This window comes from Paenibacillus sp. FSL R7-0128 (assembly GCF_038002245.1).
Lineage (GTDB): Bacteria > Bacillota > Bacilli > Paenibacillales > Paenibacillaceae > Paenibacillus_AQ > Paenibacillus_AQ silagei.
Window position 1 is genome coordinate 5340515 of the sequence record NZ_JBBOCD010000001.1, and the last position, 21212, is coordinate 5361726.

General features: G+C 54.7%; 12 protein-coding genes. All 12 read right to left on the minus strand.

Annotated elements, in window-relative coordinates; all coding sequences use genetic code 11:
• Positions 1–2: 2 nt before the first annotated feature.
• Positions 3–1001 carry a glycoside hydrolase family 130 protein gene (locus NST26_RS22580; RefSeq protein WP_209984869.1) on the minus strand — a complete coding sequence of 333 codons (999 nt, stop codon included), beginning with the start codon at positions 999–1001 and terminating at the stop codon, positions 3–5.
• Positions 1002–1072: 71 nt separating this feature from the next.
• On the minus strand, positions 1073–2392 hold the full coding sequence (locus NST26_RS22585; RefSeq protein ID WP_340951217.1) for a glycoside hydrolase family 125 protein: 1320 nt from the start codon (positions 2390–2392) through the stop codon (positions 1073–1075).
• A gap of 294 nt (positions 2393–2686) precedes the next feature.
• Entirely contained in the window at positions 2687–5830 is a 3144-nt protein-coding gene (locus tag NST26_RS22590; protein WP_340958013.1) for an alpha-mannosidase, read from the minus strand.
• Between the two features lie 17 nt (positions 5831–5847).
• Positions 5848–8142, minus strand: a complete 2295-nt coding sequence (locus NST26_RS22595; RefSeq protein WP_340951215.1) for a glycoside hydrolase family 3 N-terminal domain-containing protein — start codon at positions 8140–8142, stop codon at positions 5848–5850.
• A gap of 95 nt (positions 8143–8237) precedes the next feature.
• Positions 8238–9155 carry a carbohydrate ABC transporter permease gene (locus tag NST26_RS22600; RefSeq protein WP_036731568.1) on the minus strand — a complete coding sequence of 306 codons (918 nt, stop codon included), beginning with the start codon at positions 9153–9155 and terminating at the stop codon, positions 8238–8240.
• A 29-nt stretch (positions 9156–9184) separates the two neighbouring features.
• Positions 9185–10111, minus strand: coding sequence for an ABC transporter permease (locus tag NST26_RS22605; RefSeq protein ID WP_036731566.1), 927 nt, complete (start codon positions 10109–10111; stop codon positions 9185–9187).
• Positions 10112–10202: 91 nt separating this feature from the next.
• Positions 10203–11708 carry an ABC transporter substrate-binding protein gene (locus NST26_RS22610; RefSeq protein ID WP_340951212.1) on the minus strand — a complete coding sequence of 502 codons (1506 nt, stop codon included), beginning with the start codon at positions 11706–11708 and terminating at the stop codon, positions 10203–10205.
• Positions 11709–11983: 275 nt separating this feature from the next.
• The gene (locus tag NST26_RS22615; protein ID WP_340979802.1) at positions 11984–13501 is read right to left on the minus strand and encodes a response regulator transcription factor; all 1518 of its coding nucleotides are present in this window, start codon (positions 13499–13501) and stop codon (positions 11984–11986) included.
• Positions 13494–15320: a sensor histidine kinase gene (locus NST26_RS22620; RefSeq protein WP_340979803.1), complete on the minus strand. Its 1827-nt coding sequence runs from the start codon at positions 15318–15320 to the stop codon at positions 13494–13496. The genes NST26_RS22615 and NST26_RS22620 overlap by 8 nt, the downstream gene beginning before the upstream one ends.
• A 140-nt stretch (positions 15321–15460) precedes the next feature.
• Positions 15461–18268 (minus strand): endo-beta-N-acetylglucosaminidase, encoded by a 2808-nt coding sequence (locus NST26_RS22625; RefSeq protein WP_340979804.1) that lies wholly within the window; start codon positions 18266–18268, stop codon positions 15461–15463.
• Between the two features lie 436 nt (positions 18269–18704).
• The gene (locus tag NST26_RS22630; protein ID WP_339249842.1) at positions 18705–19700 is read right to left on the minus strand and encodes a glycoside hydrolase family 43 protein; all 996 of its coding nucleotides are present in this window, start codon (positions 19698–19700) and stop codon (positions 18705–18707) included.
• Entirely contained in the window at positions 19697–21208 is a 1512-nt protein-coding gene (locus tag NST26_RS22635; RefSeq protein ID WP_340979805.1) for a glycoside hydrolase family 43 protein, read from the minus strand. Before NST26_RS22635 ends, NST26_RS22630 begins: the two co-directional genes overlap by 4 nt.
• Positions 21209–21212: the final 4 nt, after the last annotated feature.

The window sequence follows — 21212 nt, forward strand, 5'->3', positions numbered from 1 at the left end:
GGTTACCCCTCAATCTCCAGCGGATATTCATCCATATAGCTGATCAGTTCATCCACGGTCGTGAAGGCCAGTCCTGTCACTGTATCCGCACAGCCGTAGTAGATGGCAATCCGTCCGGTAGCCGCATCGGTCAGTGCCGCGCAAGGGAACGTCACGTTCGGCACATCGCCGACACATTCATACAGCTCTTCCGGGCCGAGGATATAGTTGCGCGAGCGGGCTTTTACCTTCCAAGGCTGATCCAGATCCAGCAGCGCGACACCCATGCGGTAGACGAATCCGTTACAGGTGTTGATAACGCCGTGATAGATCAGCAGCCAGCCCTTGTCGGTTTCAATCGGAATCGGTCCGGGACCAATCTTCTTGGACTGCCAAGCAGAAGCGTCACCGTCAACCGTACCCATCACATAGCGGTGCTTGCCCCAGAAGGTCAGGTCAGGACTCTCACTATAGAAAATATCGCCAAACGGCGTATGCCCGGTATCGCTCGGACGGCTGAGCATCGCATAATTGCCGCCAATCTTGCGCGGGAGCAGCACTCCGTTGCGGTTATACGGCAGGAAGGCATTCTCCAGCTGATGGAAGGTTTTGAAATCGAATGTGTACGCCAGTCCAATCGTTGGGCCATGGTAGCCGTTGCACCAAGAGACATAATAACGGTCGTCAATCTTGCAGACACGCGGATCATAGCGGTACTCGCGCTTGGTGATCTCTTCATCGCCCTCAAATACGATCGGCTCATGGTTGATGTTCCAGTTCACGCCGTCTTCACTGAAGCCCGCGAAGATATCCATGCTGACCGACCGCGAATCACAGCGGAACACACCAGCGAAGCCGCCCTCGAAGGGAATGACCGCCGAGTTGAACACACTGTTCGAGTTCGGAATGGCGTTGCGCGGAATGATCGGGTTGGCGGAATATCTCCACACCGGGGAATTCGTGCCCTCAGGCTTCTCCTGCCAAGGGATGTTCGGTAGTGCTTCTCCAATAATTGTACTCATGCTCAGGTCTCCTTTATCTGTGAAAAAATAGTATATTACCAGGACCGCCTCTTACGTGCCGGACCGTATGTTTAGAGAATGTCTTCCTTCAGCGCCCGCAAAATCAGCTGCGAGAACAAGCTGTTCGACCAGGCGAACCACTTGCGGGTGAACACGGACGGATCGTCGGCGTGGAAGCCTTCATGCATGTAGCCGGTATCGGCATCGGTCGCTTCCAGCATAGCGATTACCGCCAGCCGCTCTTCCTTGCTGTCTGCGGTAATGCCCTGCATGGACAGCGCCATATGCCAGATATAGCCCGGAGGGGTGTGCGGACTACCGATTCCCTTGGCAGCTTTGCCCTCGAAGTAGAATGGATTCTCCTTGCTCAGCGCGAAGCGTCTAGTATTCTGGTAGACCGGATCGTCATTGTTCAAATAGCCCAGGTACGGAATGGACATCAGGCCCGGTGTTCCGGCGTCATCCATCAGGCTATAGTTGCCGTATCCATCTGTCTCGTAGGCGTAGATCGGTCCGAATTCGGGGTGGCGGTAGGTGCCGTACAGCTTGATGCCGTGATCGACCTCCTGCTCCAGTTCCTTCAGCTCAGCCAGGAAATCCAGATCCCGGAAGACCCACTCGGCAAAATCCTGCATCTGCCGCAGCGCCACCACGGCGAACATGTTCCCCGGAATGTTGTAGTGGAAATCGCAGGCGTCATCACTGGAGCGGAAGCCGGACCAGATCATGCCGGTGTAATTCACGGGCATTCCCAGGCCGCCGTTACGGATGGAATCCTCCATAATCCCGTTGTTTCGCGTGAAGCGGTAAGGGGACTGCTCGGCATGATGCTGCTCGCGCTTGAACAGGTCGGTAATGACGCGGAGCATTTTTTTGAAATCGGCGGTGAAGAAATCGGTCTGCTTCGTCTCTTCCCAGTAAGCATGGGCCAGCCGGATCACGAAGCACAGCGAGTCGATCTCGAATTTGCGCTCCCACACCCACGGCGACATCTCGGTCACATCGGCGGCATTCCAGTGCCAGTCATTGGCCGATTCATTGAACGCGTTGGCGTAAGGATCGATCAGTACATACTCCGTATGGCGCTTGATCAGCCCGCCGATAATCCGCTGCAGATCAGCATCTTCCGCGGCAAAAGGCACATAATGAATGACCTGCTCCACTGAATCGCGCAGCCAGCAGGCGGGGATGTCCCCCGTAATCACAAAGGTAGTTCCGTCATCAAGCAGCTTGGTGGTCGTCTCCAATGTGTTCGGGAAGCAGTTGCGGAACAGCCGTTGCAGCTTGGGCCGGTAGGCCAGCTTCGCTTCGGCGTCGGCCAGCACGGCCTGAATGGATGACGGCAGCGTAAGCTCCGGCATCTCGATGCGGGGAAGTCTGAATTGTTCCAAGGTAGTAGTCTCCTTCTTGCTAATCTATTTTTTGGAAGCTGAATTTCTTGATGGGAGTGGGAGTTGCGATAAGCTTAATTGTAATTGGTACAACTAAAACGCCTGATTGATCACCAATTTCACGTTTAGTTGTACTTCGTACATTTAAACATCCGCCGAATCTTCCTTCTCCCGTTTTGGGGCAGTTTTAGTTGTACAGAATACACTTATACGATAAAAGAATGCATTTCCACTGTTTTTAAGTGTACGTTCTGCAACTATCCGAGAATCTTACGCTCAGCCCCTCATGTGCCTCTATTCAGCATGAATAATCTTAATCGTCTTGATCTCGAACGGGTGGAAGTCTAGCGTCAGCACGCCGTCTTCATCCGGCAGCAGCTCAGTCTCTTCCTCCAGTGCATTGGACAGATAGATAGCGGAATGCGGTAGCGGCCAGCTGATCCGCACGGTCTCGCGTCCACCAGCTGATTCGTACAGCCGAAGGATACTGCCGCTTCCGTCTTCCGCCAGCTTGACCGTGTCCAACACTACCTGCTTCCCTTCGTAGGGAAGGAAGGAGCCAGTGGACGGATGCTGTCCCTCACTTGCCTCGCAGGCTACAGCATACGAAGCATGGTTCAGCTCAGCGGCTTTGCGCTGGGTATGCGCCGAACGCCAGTCCCCGGTATGCGGGTAGAGCGAATAGGTGAATTCATGCTCTCCCTGATCGGCCGAATGATCCGGCCAGCGCGGAGCGCGCAGCAGGGACAGACGGATGGTGCTGCCCTGTGTGTCATAGCCGTATTTACAGTCGTTCAGCAGGCTGACCCCGTAGTCATGCTCCGACACATCGGCATAGCGGTGTCCGCAGACCTCGTACTGTGCCTGCTCCCAGCTAGTGTTGCGGTGCGTGGTCCGCTCCAGTGCGCCGAACGGAATCTCATACGTGGCCTTGCTGGTCACTACATCAATCGGGAAGCCAACCTTCAGCAGCTTGTGGGCTTCCTGCCACTGCACCTTCGTCTTGAAGTCGATCCGCTTGTCAGCGTGATACAGGATCAGCTCCTGCTGTATTTCCGATTGGCCTAGACTCCAGCGGAAGAACAGTACATCGCAGACAGGACCTGTGGACAGCAGCCGCTTCTCCAGCAGTACCGCTGCTCCGGCAGGCTGCTCTTCATAACGGCTGTCGATATCCCAGGCATCCCAGAGAATCGGACGGTCATGGAAGAAATGCAGCCGGTTCAGCGCTTCGCCGGACTTCACAATCTCACGCCCGGCTTCCTTGTCATACAGGCTGATGATCTCGCCCAGCTCGTTGAGCTGGAGCCAGTAGTAGCAGGTCTCCCAGCGATCCTCGAACGTAGCGGAGTTCGCGGCAGAAATTGAGTTATTGCCTGCATCCGATGCATCTGCCCCCGGCTGTTCCTCTTCCCGCAGCCATACGGTTGCATACCCGAACGCCGGAACCTCCGGCACCCGAACACGCAGCACCGTTTGCTTTTCTGCTGTAGTCAGCTCTGCCGGAAGCTGTGTTCCGTTCCCGTCATATACAGCCGGAGCGTTAAGCGCTGCTCCAGGAGCAACCGCAAGCTCGACCACCATATCCCGGGTCCAGCCCAGTCCGTTCAGGATGACATAAGGCTGTCCCTCTCCACGGGTATCAATATCCGCTACGGCAGCCTCCATGACGGACTTCAAGGTACTCTCCCCAAGGACAAAGATGTTCTTGTATTCCTTCTCCGAAGTCTCATAGACCTCGGGAATCGATGAGCCTGGAATAATATCATGGAACTGGTTCAGCAGAATCAGCTTCCAGCCTTCATGCAGAGCCTCACCTACCTCTTCCCGCCGCTGCGGTGTCAGCTGGTGTCCAGCCAGAGTCTGCCATAGCTCCGCTTCCCGGTACAGAATCTCGGCCTTGCGGTTATTACGCTTGTTCCGTGCATGGGTCGTATAGGTTCCCCGGTGCAGCTCCAGGTAGAGATCGCCCTGCCAGACCGGCAGATCCGGTGCTGCCTGCTCGATGCCTGCGAAGAAATCCGCCGCCGTGCTGTAGCCGGAGGCAGGCTGACCTACCATCAGCTCCGAGCGCGACAGGTATTCCAGCATCTCCCGCGTCACGCCGCCGCCGCCGTCTCCGTGTCCGTAGAGCAGCATTTGCTCGCTGTGAACAGCTTTTTGGCGGTAGGACTGCCAGTGCTCGTGGATATCCTTCGGCAGCGTATTCTCATTCACGCCATGGTTCATATAAGATAATAGCGCTGTCCCGTCAATTCCGACCCAGTGGAACAGATCATACGGGAACAGGTTCGTGTCATTCCAGCCCAGCTTCGTGGTCATGAAGTAACGGACCTTGCCGTGCTTCAGGATCTGCGGCAGGGAGGCGCAATAGCCGAAGGTGTCCGGCAGCCATTCAATCTCGGACTGCTGTCCGAACTCCTCCTGGTAGAAGCGCTGCCCGTACAGCATCTGCCGCATCAGCGATTCCCCGCTCGGAATATTCAGATCCGGCTCGACCCACATGCCGCCGACCAGTTCCCAGCGGCCTTCCTGAATCCGCGCCTTCACCTTCGCGTATAATTCGGGATCATTGTCCTTCAGATAAGCGAACAGCTGCGGCTGGCTCTGGGCATAGCGGTATTCCGGGTACTCCTCCATCAGGGCATGTACCGTCGAGAAGGTCCGGCTGGTCTTCCGCACCGTCTCCCGGGTCGGCCATAACCAGGCGATATCGATATGCGACTGCCCGATCATATGAATGAAGCCTTCGCTGTTGCCGCCGATGGCCCGCACTCTGGCGGCCAGCGCCTGCTCAATCGCCTCTATTACGTTACGATCGAGAGAATCGCCAGGCTCCAGATTCACGTAAGCATCCATCGCCTGATGCAGCGCCTCCAGCATGCGGACACGCCGGAAATCCTGCTCCGGCAGCAGCAGCATCGAATCCCGGATGACGGTCACTGTGTACATCAGCGACTGCACGGGCAGGTTCACTCTGACAAGCGCTGCGGTAATGGACCGGACCGGCGGCTGAATGACCGCTTGTTTATTGAGCGGATCATCCGGCTCAGGGATCGGATCATAGAGCTCAATCTCAATCTCCGGGTGTCTGCCGCCCGTCTCGGGGTTCAGGGAAGCATAGGTATGATTGCGGTCAATCCCCTGCCGCGAGGCTCCGTTCACACGCAGCAGCCCTTCGCCGCCGGAGTGGAAGATCAGCCCGGTGTCCGCATCGGTCCAGTCCGCCGGGATATCGAGAGTAGTGCGGAAGTAATAGGTGGTACCTTGCACGCTCGGAAACAATCCAAACGATTCGCTGCCCGAATAAGGCTGTGCTTCGTCATAGTGGCCCGGCTGCCGGTAGATAGTGGAGTAGACCTTCCAGTCATCAAGCACCCGGTATTCCAGCCACTGCTGCTGTGAGCATTCCCGAATGAACCGGTTAATCCGTTCGATGTTTATCTGCTCCATGTCTAATCCTCCATGACCGTAAGATCTGTATTCAGCGTATCATTCACATTCCGGCCGACCCCGATGCGGAAGCCTCCCGGCTCGACCACCAGCTTATAGTCCGTCCCGATATAGCTCAGATGCTCTGCATTCAGCGTGAAGCTTACCTTCTGCTTCTCTCCCGGCTCCAGTACGATCTTGCGGAAACCCTTGAGTTCCTTGGCCGGTCTAGTCACCTTACTGACCAGATCGGAAATATATAGCTGCACGACCTCCGCACCGCTGCGGGAGCCTGTATTCTCTACTTCCACAGTAACCTCAGCCGTTCCGTCAGCCGTGATCACCGCAGGCTCGACCTGTAGTCCGCTATAGCTGAATTCGGTGTAGCTGAGTCCGAAGCCGAACGGATAACGCGGCTGCGAATTCCCTTCCAGATAGCGTACTCCCCGGGAACGTTTGCCTAAGTAATACACTGGCAGTTGTCCTACATCCTCAGGGAGGGAGAGCGTCAGCCTGCCGGACGGATTGACATCGCCGAACAGGATATCCGCAATGGCATGACCGCCCTCCTGACCCGGATACCAGGCTTCCAAAATAGCATCCGCTTGCTCATCGATCCACGGCTCAGTAATGGGACGACCGTTGATATACACGACGACAGCCGGCTTGCCGAGCGCCTTCAGCTCCTTCATCAGCTCCAGCTGAACGCCAGACAGATGAAGCGACATGCGGTCGATGCCTTCGCCGCAGTCCATATCGCTAAGTGCATTCTCTGTGACCTTCGAGGCTCCGGTCCGCAGATCGATGCTGCCTTCCCCGAAGTCCCGGGCACTCGACCCGCCCAGGGCGAGCACAATAATATCCGCTTCGCTTGCCACCTTACGCGCCAGCTCTAAGCCCTCGGTGGAGCTGTCTTTGATCCTGCAGCCCGGCGCATAAGCTACACGCTCCGGCTGCGCGGCAAGCTTGGCCCGTATCCCGGCCAGCACCGTAGTTACCCGGTCACGCGGCTGCGGCGAGGTGTAATCGCCGAGCTGATTGTAGCCAATATCGGCGTTCGGCCCGATAACCGCAACCGTCCCCTTGTCCTTAGACAGCGGAAGCACTCCGTTATTCTTCAGCAGCACAATGCCCTCTGCCGCCACGCTACGTGCCAGCTCCGCATGCTCTGCGCTGCCGATCACCTGCTCTGCCACATCGGGATCGGCATATGGCTGCTCAAACAGGCCCAGCCGGAACTTCAGCTCCAGCACACGCGCTGCCGCCTGATCCACCAGCTTCTCGTCGAGCCGCCCGGAGCGCAGCGCCTCCAGCAGATATCCGCCGAACATGACGCCAGACATCTCCATATCAATCCCGGCCGAGAGCGCCTGTACGGCTGCATCCTCCCCGCTGTCCGCTGTATCATGACCCGAGGCCAGCATATCGATCGCTCCGCAATCGGTAATGACCATTCCCTCGAAGCCCCATTCACCGCGCAGAATCTCTTCCAGCAGCTCCCGGTTCGTGGTACAAGGCACGCCGTCAATCTCGTTATAAGCCGGCATGATGGAGACCGCACCGGCTTCCACCGCTTTGCGGAACGGGTACATATCGACTTCCAGCAGCTCCCGCTTGCCGATATGCGCCGGACCGGCATTTCTGCCGCCCTCCGAGCTGCCATAGGCTACGAAGTGCTTGAGGGTTGCCCCCACACTGGACGCGCTGTCAAGCCGGTCGCCCTGTAATCCTTCCACAGACGCTACGGCATATTCGCCGATGAGGTACGGATCTTCCCCGAAGCATTCCTCGGTCCGGCCCCAGCGCGGATCACGCACCACATCCAGCACAGGGGAATACGTCACGGCTCCGCCTTGAGCACGGGTCTCCCGCGCGACCGCCCGGGACATCTCCCGGTAGAGGTCCACATTCCAGGTGCTGCCGACCAGCAGCGGAACGGGAAATATCGTGGCCCCGATGGCCATATGACCATGCGAGCATTCCTCGCCGATCAAGAGCGGAATGCCCAGCCTGGAATGCTCCAGCGCATAACGCTGAATCGAATTCACAGCCTCTGCTCCGGCCCTTGCATCCAGTCCGCTCTCCAGCGTAACCCCTGTCCAGGGATCGGCCCGCAGGGTTCCGTATAATGCGCCGACACCGCCTTCGCGGATCTGGCGCTTGAAGTCTTCTGTCAATTCAATCGTTCCATCTGTATGATCATAGGTCTGCCACCCGAACAGCTGCACCAGCTGGCCGACCTTCTCTTCCGGCGTCATCAGCCCGAGCAGATGCTTCGTCCGCTCCTTGACGGGCTGTGTACGGTCTCTATATAACATCCTGGCTCCACCCTCTCTCCTTATGATCTATATAAAATATATTTAAGATTTGGATTCGAAGCTTGGTCGTCACTACGGTGAACATTTGGACTTGCCTACTCCTTAACCGCCCCAACCGTAAGACCCTGAATGAAGTAACGCTGGAAAAACGGATACGCGAAAATAATCGGTCCGGTTGCCAGCACCACCATCGCCATACGCGAGGTATCCTGCGGCATGTTGCGGAGGGCCTCAAGGCTTAATGAACTGTTCTGCGAATTCTGCAGAATGAACTGCATACTGGTCTCAATGCGCATTAGCATGGACTGCAGCGGCACCAGATTCGGATTATCAATATAGAGCAGGGCATTGAACCAGTCGTTCCAGTACCCGAGCGTGCTGAACAGCCCGATCGTAGCGAGGCCCGGCAAGGACAGCGGCAGCACGATTTTCAGGAAGGTGCGGAACTCTCCGGCGCCGTCGATTTTGGCCGATTCGATCAGCGCATCCGGCACACTGGTAATATAGAAGGTACGCAGAATCATAATGTAAAAAGCATTCACCGCCAGCGGCAGAACAAGCGCCCAAATGCTGTCCTTCAGGCCCAGCATCTGAGTCACGACAATATAGGTCGGAACCAGCCCGCCGTTAAACAGCATGGTGAAGAAGGAAAAGAACGCGAAGAAATTGCGGTATTTGAAGCTTTTACGTGAAATGGCATAGGCATAAAGTGAAATAATCAGCAGGCTGACAATTGTACCAATGACCGTTACCGCAATGGTCACTCCGTAAGAACGGAGCAGCGTGTCCCCTGAGCTAAATACATATTTGTAGGCTTCCAGACTCCATTTGGCCGGAATTAACCGGTAGCCGTCCCGCGCAAGCGCCCCTTCGTCCGTGAACGAGATGAGGACAACGAACAGGAACGGGAAGATACACAGGATGGCAAAGCCTCCGGCGATACAGTTGAAGATGGTATTGAGTACCGGCGACAGCCGATGGAAATCGCGCGATTTCGCAGCATTAGCAGACATTTGGATGACCTCACTTTCCTTCATTTTCCCTAGAATAATGCACTGTCCTTATCGAATTTGCGCACGATGTAATTAGAGGTAAGAACCAGCACGAATCCGACCACTGATTGATACAAGCCCGCAGCCGTACTCATTCCGATCTCGCCGGTAGTCTTAAGTCCACGGTATACATAAGTATCGATGACGTTGGTCACACTGTAGAGCGTCCCCGAATCTCTCGGCACCTGATAGAACAGCCCGAAGTCGGCATAGAAAATCTTCCCGATCGCAAGCAGCGTCATAATGATAATGATCGGCTTCAGCATCGGCAGCGTGATACTGCGGATCTGCTGGAGCTTGCTGGCTCCGTCGATCATCGCCGCTTCGTAGAGAGACTTGTCTATGCCCATAATTGCGGCGAGATAGACCACGCTGTTATAGCCGACGGCCTTCCAGAGGAATACGAATATAATAATGAACGGCCAGTATTTCGATTCCGAGTACCAGGAGATATTGCTGCCGAACATGGCATTAAGCAGCCCCCGCTCCGAGCTAAGGAAGCTGAACGCGAAGTATCCCACAACAACCCAGGACAGAAAATACGGCAGGAACATGCCTGTCTGATAGAACTTGGCTAGTTTTTTATTGGCAATCTCGGACAGCACCACCGCCATCAGCACGGACAGAATCAGGCCCAGGCCAATGAAGGCTATATTATATAAAAGGGTATTGCGTGTGATCAGATAGGCATCATTGGTGCTGAACAGAAACTTGAAATTATCCCAGCCGACCCACTTGCTGTTGATGATGCTGGCCCAGAAGCCATCCCGGCTGAAGCGGTACTCCTTAAACGCAATAACCGTACCCACCATCGGCAGGTAAGAGAAGAATAAAAACCACAGTGTGCCCGGCAGAACCATAAACAGCAGCACTTTATTTCTTAATACATCTTTGGCGGACTTTCCTATTTTCCCCATACTCTTAGTTCCTCCTATGCCGGAAAATTCTTCCGTTAGTACAAAAAGATCGGGCCAAGTCTAATCACCCGCCCGATCCTCTAATAGAATGCTACTTATTATTCGCTGCTTTCCAGGCGTCGATCTGCGTTTGAGCTTCGGCAATAATTTTATCCAGACCGGCTGCTTTGAGTTTCTCGTTAGCCTTGGTCAGGTACTCTTCCGAATCTACAGATCCGGTCATCAGCGGTGCCCAGAATTCTTCCTTCACGTTCTGAACAGCGGCGATTTCATTCGTCACCTTGGACGTATCGAAGTTGAAGCCGAGCAGCGGTGCGTTGATACCGGCATCATTGAACTTCTTGAATTCTTCCCATTTGTTCTCTGGGTCGCCTTCATTCAGATAGTTGATCATGATGTTACCCAGGGAGAACGTAGGCATGTCGTAGTTCTTCGCATCCGGGAGGTTCTTGATCATGTTGTCGCTGACTTTCTCGTAATGTACGCCTTCAATCCCGGAGTCAATCATGTTGCGCAGCTTAGGATCGGTGTTGAGCAGGTTCAGGAATTCCATCGCTTTCTCAGGATACTCGGAGTTAGCGGAGATCGCCTGCATGGAGCCCATTACCGACCAGTTGTAGATATAAGGCTGGCTGGCTGGTGTGGACACGACCGGATATCCGTAGCTTGCAGACCACAGATTGTCGGCCATCGGCTGGGTGGATGCACGGTCAGTGAACCATTTGCCGGCTTTGTACAAGTCATCTACCGACGAGGTAGTTGCTACTTCAGGGGAGATATAACCCGCCTGATAGAATTTGCGGACCGTCTTAAGCGCTTCCTTGATCTCTGGAGTTTCCAGGATGTTAACTACTTTGTAGTCCTTGGTGTCCATATAGACCGCCATCGGCATCTTCTCGATTACATAGTCAAAAGGCATAATCGGCATGAAGTCCTTCACCATTGCGTAAGGAGTGACTCCAGGCTCGTTTTCCTTGATCGTTTTGAGCAGCGGCTCAAGATCGGCCATCGTCTTCACGCTGGTCAGATCCAGCTTGTATTTGTCGAGCAGCTCTTTATTGAAGCGGAACACTTCTTGAGCCGGAAGTTCTTTGTTCGCAGGAATCGCATAGTTGTGGCCGTCTACTTTAGAGCCTTCCAGGAAGGCCGGATCAATCGCATCCACAATGCCCTTGCCCTGATTCTTCAGCAGATCATCGAGCTCCAGGAAGGCGCCCTTACGTGCATTCTGCACATAATCGAAGGCCCAGGAAGAGGTGAACAGGATATCCATCGGCTCACCAGAAGCTGCCATTACCTGCATTTTTTGCGTATAATCCCCGAAGTCGAGCATTTTGATATCGAGTGTGGCGTTGATTTTTTCAAGTGTGTATTTATTGACTTCTGTAAGGACCTTGTCCATATCCTTCTGCGGCGGCCCGATCGTGTACCAGATCAGTTCTACTGGCTTCTCGGTAGCCTCCGAGGCTTTGTTGCCGCCTGAAGCTGCTTCCCCGCCTGCATTGTTCTTACTGTTCCCCCCGCACGCCGTTAGCGCCAGTGAAACGGTTAAAAGCGTTGTCAACAACAAGGAGAAGTGTTTCTTTTTCTTACTCATTTGCCGTACCCCCTTTTAATTAGCTGTCCGGACCTTCGGCTTACCGGATCTATCCGGCTGCTGATTTCCTTGAGCTATACCTTAACTTTATAAGATGAAAGCAGTTTCAAATAGAAGAGAAACTATAGATTTTCAGGTATGAAATAAAGAAAATAAGCTTACCCGCAAAGGCAGGTTATTGATCTTTTACAAGGGCTGTAATGTTCTGGCGAGAAATCACTGAATCCGTTATCAACGTGAAACTTTTCTTTTCTGTAACGCCCAAGAGAGCCGCCTCACAGCAGCCCCTTGAATTCCGTCGGCGAAATGCCTACATACTTCTTGAACTGCTTGTAGAAGTATCCCATTTCCCAGTATCCCACGCTTCTTGCGATTTCATGCACCTTCAGGTTCGTCGAGCGGAGCTGTTCCTTGGCCTTATCAATCCGGTAACGGTTCATATACTCCGCAAAGGATTCACCGGTCGTCTTATGGAACAGCTGTCCCAGATATACCGGATGAATATTGAACATGAAGCCCAGCTTCTTCAGTGACAGGTCCTCACTGTATGATTTCTCAATATAATTCAGCACCTGGTTCACTACCGGGCTCTTCAGCTCCCGGTCCAGCAGCCCGATGATGCCTGCCGAGGTCTGCCGGAGCGCAGCGGACAGTGCGGGCAACGAATTCGCCCGGCGGATCGCCGTCAAGCCCTCGGCAATACACTCACGCTCCGTTTCACTGCGGATATCCTTGATCAGCACCCGGAAGAACAGCATCCATTCCAGCGAGATCTCCTCCAGCATCGCTGGCGTTAATCCATCCATTGCGGGGGCCGAGAAATAGAGCTCCAGCTGCTCGGACAGCCCTGCCGCATTCTTGGACATAATGAGCTTGGCGTAATCGCTCCAGTCTTCCGGCAGAACCGCCCCCAGATCCTCCTTCCGGTCCCGCAGCTGCTCATAATAGATGATGCTGCGCTCCGGATGAATCTCCAGGAACTCCTGCGCCTGCTTCGCCTGCTCGTAGCTTGCGGGAGCGGCGTCCACTCCGTACACCGGCGAGCCTACGGCTGCGCGCAGCTTCTCACCGCCGGTGCATAAGCCGGTAATCTCCTCCAGCATGAACGCCATCTCCGCCGCTCCGGCGGAGGCTTCTTCGTAGTTATGTATCAGCACCAGATCATTGTCCGAATCCCAGAACATGAAGAACGAAGCCTCTGCCCCGGCGAGATCAGATACCCTCTTCCTGAAGGTATCCGTTGCCGGCTCTACCTGCAGCAGGGCAACCTGCACATAACGGCTGCTGAGCGGCAGGCCGATCAGATTCAGCCGTTCGGAACGCTCCTGCGGATCAATCTGCCCCCGCAGCCAGCGCAGCAGCACATTATCCTTCAGTACGGAATTCGTATATTCCCACCACTGCATATCCAGCCTGGAGACGTTCAGCTTCTCCACAATCGTCTCCAGCGTCTGCTGGAATTCCTCCAGATTAATGGGCTTCAGCAGATAGTTCTCGATCCCGAGCGACAGACCTTCCTTCACATACATGAATTCATCGAAGCCGCTCAGCACCACCACCTTCAGATCCGGGCGGAATTCCCGGACAGCGCGGATCAGCTCGAGGCCGGTCATCACCGGCATGGAGATATCAGTAATCAGAATATCAGCGGGGATCTCCCGCAGCTGCTCCAGCGCCTCCTGCCCGTTCTCCGCCTGCCCCGCAATCGTGAGGCCCAGCTCTTCCCAGTCCAATATATCCTGCAGGCCGCTAAGAATGAACGGCTCATCATCCACAATAAACACCTTATACATCTGCGTTCTCCTCCTTCGGCGGGTATGGAAAAGTAATCGTAACCACTGTTCCGCTGCCCTCCTCACTCTCCAGCTCTACGCCGTAAGACTTGCCGTACATCAGTCTCAGCCGCTCATGAATGCTACGCAGCCCGAACGACTCGGACCCGGACAATTCGCCGTGATCCTCCAGCACCTCGCGGAGCCGAGCCAGCCGCTCCTCCGCGATCCCTTTGCCGTTATCCGTAACAACCGCGCGGATATTCTCCGGCTCGGCTGTGATCACAATACGGATCACATTATCAGTCTGCCCTGTCCGCATGCCGTGCAGAACATAGTTCTCAATGACCGGCTGCAGCGACATTTTGAGCACAGGAAGCTCTTCCAGCTCTGGACTGCATTCGATGGTGTATGCGAACCTGTCCTTATAGCGGATACGGAATAATTCCAGGTACAGACGGCAGGCCTCCAGCTCATCCTTGAACATATATTTCTGCTTCGGACGGACATACGACTTGAACAGCATGGACAGGCTGTAGATCATTTCCCCCACATCCTTCGCCCCGCTCGAAATCGCCCGCATCCGGATAACCTCTAATGTATTGTACAGAAAATGCGGATTCACCCTGGCTTCCAGCGTAGCGATCTCCGTATGCTTCTGTTTGATTTCCGCCTTATAGACCTGGTCGATATACTGGTTCAGTTCATCCAGCATGCTGTTGAAGCTTTTGGCAATCTGGCCTAATTCATCTTCCTTACCGTCCACAATCCGGGTGTTCAGATCCCCGTTCTTGACTTTGCGGGTGAAGCGGATAATGCGGTGGGTCCGTTTGGCAAAATTAGAAATGAACATCGCCGGCAGCAGCACGGCAAACAGAATACAGACGAGGGCGATGGACACAATGGTGCTCCGCGCACTGCTGTAGGTCTCGGCCAGCTCCTTTTTCGAGATCAGGCTGATCACCGTATACCCCGCCTGACTCTGCGTCAGACTCGTGACAACCTTTCCCTCTATCGTAAACTCCTCGCCAGCGTTAATCTCTTGCAGCTTCGGCAGCTTCCGGCCGTATCCCTTACCTGATGAATCGAAGATCACTTCATTCTGGGCCGAGAGCACGAGGATATCGCCTTTGAAATCCTGCTTATAGTTATTCATGGCCTGCCAGATCGCCTCGGAGTCGAAGTAGACCAGCAGCTGGCCGATATTGAGCAGCGAGGACTTATTGTTGATCGGCAGCTTCACCGAGAACAGCGGGGCTGTCGGCATCCCTATACTTTTCAGCACCCAAATGTTTGGAACAGAGACGACACTCTCCTCACCCAGAACCATCGAATCGGGGACGAAGGAATGCGCCGCATTGGTCGAGATCCGCTCGAACTGCCGGCGGTTGTCGTAATAATACATGACCTGCTGGTTGGCGCTGTACAGGATCAGGCTACGGATATCGGGATCATCGTCAATCTTGTTCTGGAAATACTGGATGGCGTTCGAGGTGGACTGTTCTCCCAGCAGAAAGCGGTCCAGCCGGTGCTCAATATAATCGCTTAAGGGATTCTCCAGCAGGAAGGTCGTATTACTGGCCAGACTCGCGTCCCTATAGACATCACGGAGCATATCCTGAACAGATTGATATTTGTTCTCCACATAATTGCTGACGCTCTCCATGCTCTTGCGCTGGATATCCATCTGGCGCTGCACCGCCGAATCCGAGATTAACAGCAGCACCAGATAAGAGAAGGCGATAATGGTGGCTATGAAGATACAGGACACGATCAGCGTGAAGCGCAGGAACATATTGTCTTTAAAATACTTGCGGTACAGCGAAAGGCTTCGCATCATTCACCTCCTAACATAGTTGATAGCCTTGCAGGCGCGGCTAGCCGGGATACACAAGAAGCGCTCCCCCCTGTTATTTTGCCAGAGGGTGAGCGCTTTGTGTATGTTGTGCAGAATGGGCGGTATCTATTCCCTAACGTGCCTTACGGCGTTGGTTGGCCTTTAAGGTATACAGGCTGCGACTTGTTGCCGCTGTAATCCTCCATAACCACTGTAACTGTTGCTGCGGTAGAGGTGAAGCTCAGCGCAGCCTTAGTCGTGCGGCCGCGGATAATCATCGGCTTCATGCCCGCAGTACCGGACAGATAGGTGACCGGGAACGACCGGTTCTGGCCGTCTTCCTTAATGTACATATACCGCCAGTCCCGGGTGCTTGGCATCGGCAGGTTCAGCGTGTTGCCGTTCCAGGACCAGTTCTCTGCATAAGGCTCGGACACCTTGTCGGTGAACGTTCCGTTATAGGTTATTTTATCGGTATTTCCGGCTTGAACGGTAACCGTATACTCATCTCCGTTAACGGGCATATTCTGGAACAAGGCTGAGGTTGCCCCCTGCGGCACGGTCAATTCCTTCGATACCGGCTGCGGCGTGGTAGTCCAGTTCACCGACTTCACTGTAACCTTGATACTTCCCTGGGCTGCGGCGGGATTCGTCCACTTCACCAGGAAGTCTCCATTCGCAGCGGATTCGGCAGTCACCTTGGATACCGCAGCATTCAGGTCGAAGGACAGTGTGGCCGGATCGCCCTCAAGCCCGTCTGCACCTACAGCCGCCACCTTCAACACGCCGGATTTGGCCGGAAGCTTCTTGATATAGAAGGTCTCATCATACTTCCCGCCCACATAGATATCATTCACATATACATTGTATTGCTTCACCTTGGAGTAATCGGTATCCATGCTCCACTTCACGATCATCTCATTCGTGCCCGGCAGTGCCTGGGCAATGGAGAGACCGGCAGGAGCCGATGGCTTGACCGCCGAGCCGTCATGAATCCGCAGTTGGCCGATATTCATCTGGTAATTGGCTGCTTGTGTGGCTCCAGGGGTGAACACCAGACCGAAGGCCGCGATCTCCCGTCCGGCATAAGCACCAAGATTAAGCTCGGCTGTGGTCCAGCCCGTTGTATGCTTCCCGCTATTTGCAACAGGAACCTTCACCACTTGATTCGGGTTGTCGCGGAAGATAAGTCCTGCGCTAAGCACAGAGCCATCATCGGCAGACGGCTTGTTGTAGACAACGGACAGCTTGGAATTGGCCTTCACGGCAAGCTCGCTCTTGTAGAGACGCAAGAAGTTTTCGCTGTTCAGATTCCCGCTCACCGCCAGCGAGCTTCCGCCGTTGTAACCGCCAAGCTGCTGGTAGTTCATACGCGAATTGGCAGTCTGGTCATAACCCGGACCATAATCGAAGTCCACGTTCAGGCGGTTGCCTGTAGTATCCTGCCACCATTGCCAGGTGACCGGAACATCCTGAAGGCTCATATTGGACCACTCCGCTGCGCTGGATACAGCTCCATCCTTGTAATAGGAGAGGCCATGGCCGGTATTGAAGCTGGTATAGAAGTTGGCATCCTTCACTACCGAGCGCTCGGCAATGACCGAAGCGATCCCCGGCCAGTAGCGGTTATCGGCATACACATCGGCCACCGTATTATTGGAAGACACGGCTGTATTCTTCGGATTTACCCGTGGTCCTGACCACCATAGCTGCTCGCGCAGGTTCGTCATCCATTGGTATTTGTTATCCGTGCGGTTCGAGACCGGCCAGGACTGATTCATATCCTCATCCAGACCAGCATGGACAAAATCCGCGCCCAGTGTCGCCAGGCTGGTCCGTGGAATTCCCCCGGCCAGCTTGCTGCTCAAGGCTGTGCCTTGCACGCTCTTGAAGCGGTCGCGCCCAGCTTCAAGTCCCGCGAAGCCGGTATCAAAGAGATTGTAGCTCGTCCCCTGGGCCGCATTGAAGGTATTCAAGTAATTCGCTGCTGAGGTAATCTGCGAGCTGCCCATACCGTAATCGAAGAAAAACGAATTCGACACCGGCTTGTTGGCCGCTTTATCGTAGAGCATGGAGATATTATTGTTATTGAAGGTTCTGGCGAAGACATTGGCTCCCGTGGCTGTATTCAGGGAATCGTACCACTGCACATACAGCCCTCCATCCTGTAGCGCTTTCATAAAAGCAATATAATCGGGAATATCCGCTGTCGCCACATTCGGATTCTGCTCCTCCTGATTCAGGAAGTACCCGTCATACCCGAAGTATTCGGCCATTTCAATCATTTTCTCGGCTACCGGGAACTTCCCGCTCGCGTCCTTCACGATCATCTGCTTATAGGTCTGCTGCCCCCGGTCATTGTTCGAGAAGAACACTCCGGCCAGCGACATAACCCCATTCTTATGCGCGGCATCGGTATAGGTAGGATTCGGAATGTTCAGCATGCCGAACTCGAACCATTTCTGCTGCCAGTCAGACTGGGCCAGATCGTCGTAATATTCCGGCGGTGTATACGCTGTCGCTGTTCCGTGCCAGTAGGAATAATAGTCAATGTACTGCCAGAAGCTGAAGTGGTACTGGGCAAACTTGTTGGTGTACGGGGCATTCTCGATAAAAGCATTGCCATAATCCCCCGCAACATTCATCATCTGCACCGCCGGATTCAGCGCCGGATTGGCCTGAGTCTGCTGGAAAGGTGCAATCCGCTGCTGCAAAGGAACCCTGGAGCGCAGCAGCGCCGCGTCCTGATCTCTCTGCGGACTCCAATCCGCTATGTGCTGGCTGGTATAGCCGTGTACGCTGGGCTGATTTGCACCGTGTGCGCTTTCACCTTTGAACGGCCAGGTGTCTCCGGCCATGGCTGTCTGCGGCAGTAGGGTCACCAGCAGCGCTGTACCTAATACCGCTGAAGTCAGCTTACGAATTCTGTGTGTCCGGGATGTAGCTACCATTGTTCACTCTCCTCATTCTTCAGATTGATGAGAACGCATTCATAATAACCGGATGAATCTTCCTTCTGGATAATAGTGATCAAGGTTACTATATAGCAGCTCATGCGGGGACTAATAGAAGCGAAATTAAAGATTCTCTGGTCAAATTAAAGAAAAGTTGTATTTGGTTTTTCGACTACAATCCGCCCGCGCGTCTCCGTCGCCGCCATTGTATTCGGTTTTTCGCACACATCCGACCCACTCGCACCCGCACCTGTCCAATGTGTTCGCTTTTTCGTATACATTCAGCCCGAGCGCCCCGCACCAGCACATTGTGTTCGGTATTTCGCCTACATCTGCCTCACTCGCACCCTTGCCACGCCAAAAAGCAGCCCCTCTAGGAGCTGCTTCATGGTTACCTCATATGTTACTTGCCTTCATTAATTTATCCGCCAGCTTACTCCGCATCCGGATAAGGATTGATACTCTGGATCGTGCCGTCTTCGTTGTATTTCAGCTCGGTGTATTTCACGCAGCGCTTGTGGTTGACGCCTTCCGACAGGGAGCTGTCGTGATAGAACAGATACCATTTGTCTTCCACTTGAACAATGGAGTGGTGAGTCGTCCAGCCGATGACCGGGGACAGAATCTCACCCTTGAACGTGAACGGTCCCATCGGGTTCTTGCCGATTGCATACACGAGCTTATGCGTGGTTCCTGTAGAGTAGGACAGGTAGTAATCGCCGTTATATTTGTGCATCCACGGGCCTTCAAAATATCTGCGCTCTTCATCCCCGGCCAGAATCGGATTCCCGTCTTCATCGACAATCGAGATCTCGGCTGGCTTGCCCTGGAAGGATAGCATGTCATCGCTAAGCAGCGCAACTTGCGGTCCAAGCGCCGGCTGGTCGGCAGCCGGTCCTTCCGCATCCGGCACGAAGCTGCCGGTCTGCCATTTCTCCAGCTGGCCGCCCCAGAGTCCGCCGAAGTAGATATACGCCTGGTTGTCGTCATCTACCAGCACGGCCGGGTCAATACTGAAGCTGCCTTCCATATAATTCGGCTGCGGGGAGAACGGGCCTGCGGGAGACTCCGACGTTGCTACACCAAGACGGAAGATGCCGTCATGGTCGCGGGCCGGGAAGAACAGATAGTAGGTGTTGTTCTTATATGCGGCATCTGGAGCCCAGAGCTGCTTGGAGGCCCATGGAATATCTCTCACATGCAGCGCTTCGCCGTGATCGACCACCGGAGAATCGAAGCTGTCCATCGAGAGAACATGGTAGTCTTCCATTTTATACTGGTCGCCGTTATCATTGCTCGGCTCGTCATGATCTAGATCGTGGGAAGGATAGATATAGATTTTGCCTTCATAGACATGGGCGGACGGGTCCGCTGTATAGATGTGAGTTACGATCGGTTGGTTAGGCTTAGGGGGTTGTTGCTGATTCATAAGGCATCTCCTTTGATATTGGAATAATAGAATCCTTCATAGTAAGCAGGGCTGGCATTCTCTGTACCGTTGCCCGAGGCATGTACGCCGAGGCAGACACCGGTGAAGCCGCCGTTGACCTCCGGGGACAGGACCGATACATGAACCGTCTCCGGGACTTCATGCCAGGACACCCCATCTGCCGAATAGGAGCAGTGGTAGGAATGGCCGTCGCAGCGGAGGCGAAGCTGAACGGCACCTTCACCGTTTACCTCATACTGGTGAACCTGCCGCTCCTCACCGTTCTTCACTACAAGCTCCATCACCCGGCGGCCGCTGCGGCAAGTAAGTCCCCAGAAAAGATATCCACGGTTGTTAAGCCGCGCAGCCAGTCCGGCATGCTCGCCTTCGGTCACCGGCGTGAAGTCAAGGCTGACGCCCAGCGCCATCCGGTGATGCTGCTGGCGGAGGCACGCGAACACGGCGGGCGCTTCATCGTCCAGCGTGTAGGCATTCCCGCGCACGGTCAAACTGCCTTCGCGCTCGGTCCAGGAATACCGTTCCGCTTCATAAGCGCGGAGGAAGGCCCACTCCGGCCCGAAGCCGTCCTCTGGCGTAAAGCGCCGCACCTGTTCCTCCAGGCTGGACTCGTCCGCGGCTACAACGGTGCCTTCATTATTGTCAATCATCGGCCAGCCGTCCTCCGTCCAGGTGACCGGAGCTAGGAAGGTCTCCCGGCCCAGCGGGGAATACCGGCCTTCCACGGGACGCATGCCCAGGAAGACCGCCCACCACTGACCGGATGTATCCTCCACGAGATCGGCATGTCCAAGGCATTGTACCGGGTGGTCCTTCAGTCCCCGGTGGGTCAGGATAGGCTCCGGCTTGTCCTCGAACGGGCCGTAAGGACTGCTGCTGCGGGCAATAATCTCCCGGTGATCACCCGCCGTGCCGCCGGAGGCGGTCATCAGGTAGTAGACGCCCTTGATCTTGTACAGATGCGGGCCTTCGACCCACGGGCCGTCATCTCCGCTCCAGATGTTGACCGGCTCCGACAGCACTTCGCCGGACAACGGATCAATCTCATACTGGATAATATGCGACTCATAGCCTGCACCGTTCTGCACCGTAACATAGGCACGCCCGTCATCATCGAAGAACAGGGAAGGATCAATGCCCCCGTGCGGCAGCAGAATCGGATCAGACCAGGGACCCTCGGGCTTGTCCGCAGTCACATAGAAATTGCCGATGCCTCTGACATCTGTAGTAATCATGTAGAAACGCCCGGCATGATAGCGGATGGTGGCCGCGTAGATACCGGACGAGCTCTTGGTCGTCCGCAGATCCAGCTGGGACTGGCGGGTCAGCACATGCCCTATCGGGGTCCAGTCGATCAGGTCCCTGCTATGGAAGATAGGCACACCCGGAAAATATTCAAAGGTACTGTTAATCAGATAGAAATCTTCATTCACACGGACCACACTGGGGTCCGGATAATACCCGGCAATTACGGGATTCCGCACATTCATGGAA

Bases quoted from the DNA above. Each gene is read 5' to 3' on its own strand.
- NST26_RS22580 (WP_209984869.1), bottom strand. From the start codon at position 1,001: ATGAGTACAATTATTGGAGAAGCACTACCGAACATCCCTTGGCAGGAG.
- NST26_RS22595 (WP_340951215.1), bottom strand. From the start codon at position 8,142: ATGTTATATAGAGACCGTACACAGCCCGTCAAGGAGCGGACGAAGCAT.
- NST26_RS22600 (WP_036731568.1), bottom strand. From the start codon at position 9,155: ATGTCTGCTAATGCTGCGAAATCGCGCGATTTCCATCGGCTGTCGCCG.
- NST26_RS22605 (WP_036731566.1), bottom strand. From the start codon at position 10,111: ATGGGGAAAATAGGAAAGTCCGCCAAAGATGTATTAAGAAATAAAGTG.
- NST26_RS22610 (WP_340951212.1), bottom strand. From the start codon at position 11,708: ATGAGTAAGAAAAAGAAACACTTCTCCTTGTTGTTGACAACGCTTTTA.
- NST26_RS22615 (WP_340979802.1), bottom strand. From the start codon at position 13,501: ATGTATAAGGTGTTTATTGTGGATGATGAGCCGTTCATTCTTAGCGGC.
- NST26_RS22620 (WP_340979803.1), bottom strand. From the start codon at position 15,320: ATGATGCGAAGCCTTTCGCTGTACCGCAAGTATTTTAAAGACAATATG.
- NST26_RS22625 (WP_340979804.1), bottom strand. From the start codon at position 18,268: ATGGTAGCTACATCCCGGACACACAGAATTCGTAAGCTGACTTCAGCG.
- NST26_RS22630 (WP_339249842.1), bottom strand. From the start codon at position 19,700: ATGAATCAGCAACAACCCCCTAAGCCTAACCAACCGATCGTAACTCAC.
- NST26_RS22635 (WP_340979805.1), bottom strand. From the start codon at position 21,208: ATGAATGTGCGGAATCCCGTAATTGCCGGGTATTATCCGGACCCCAGT.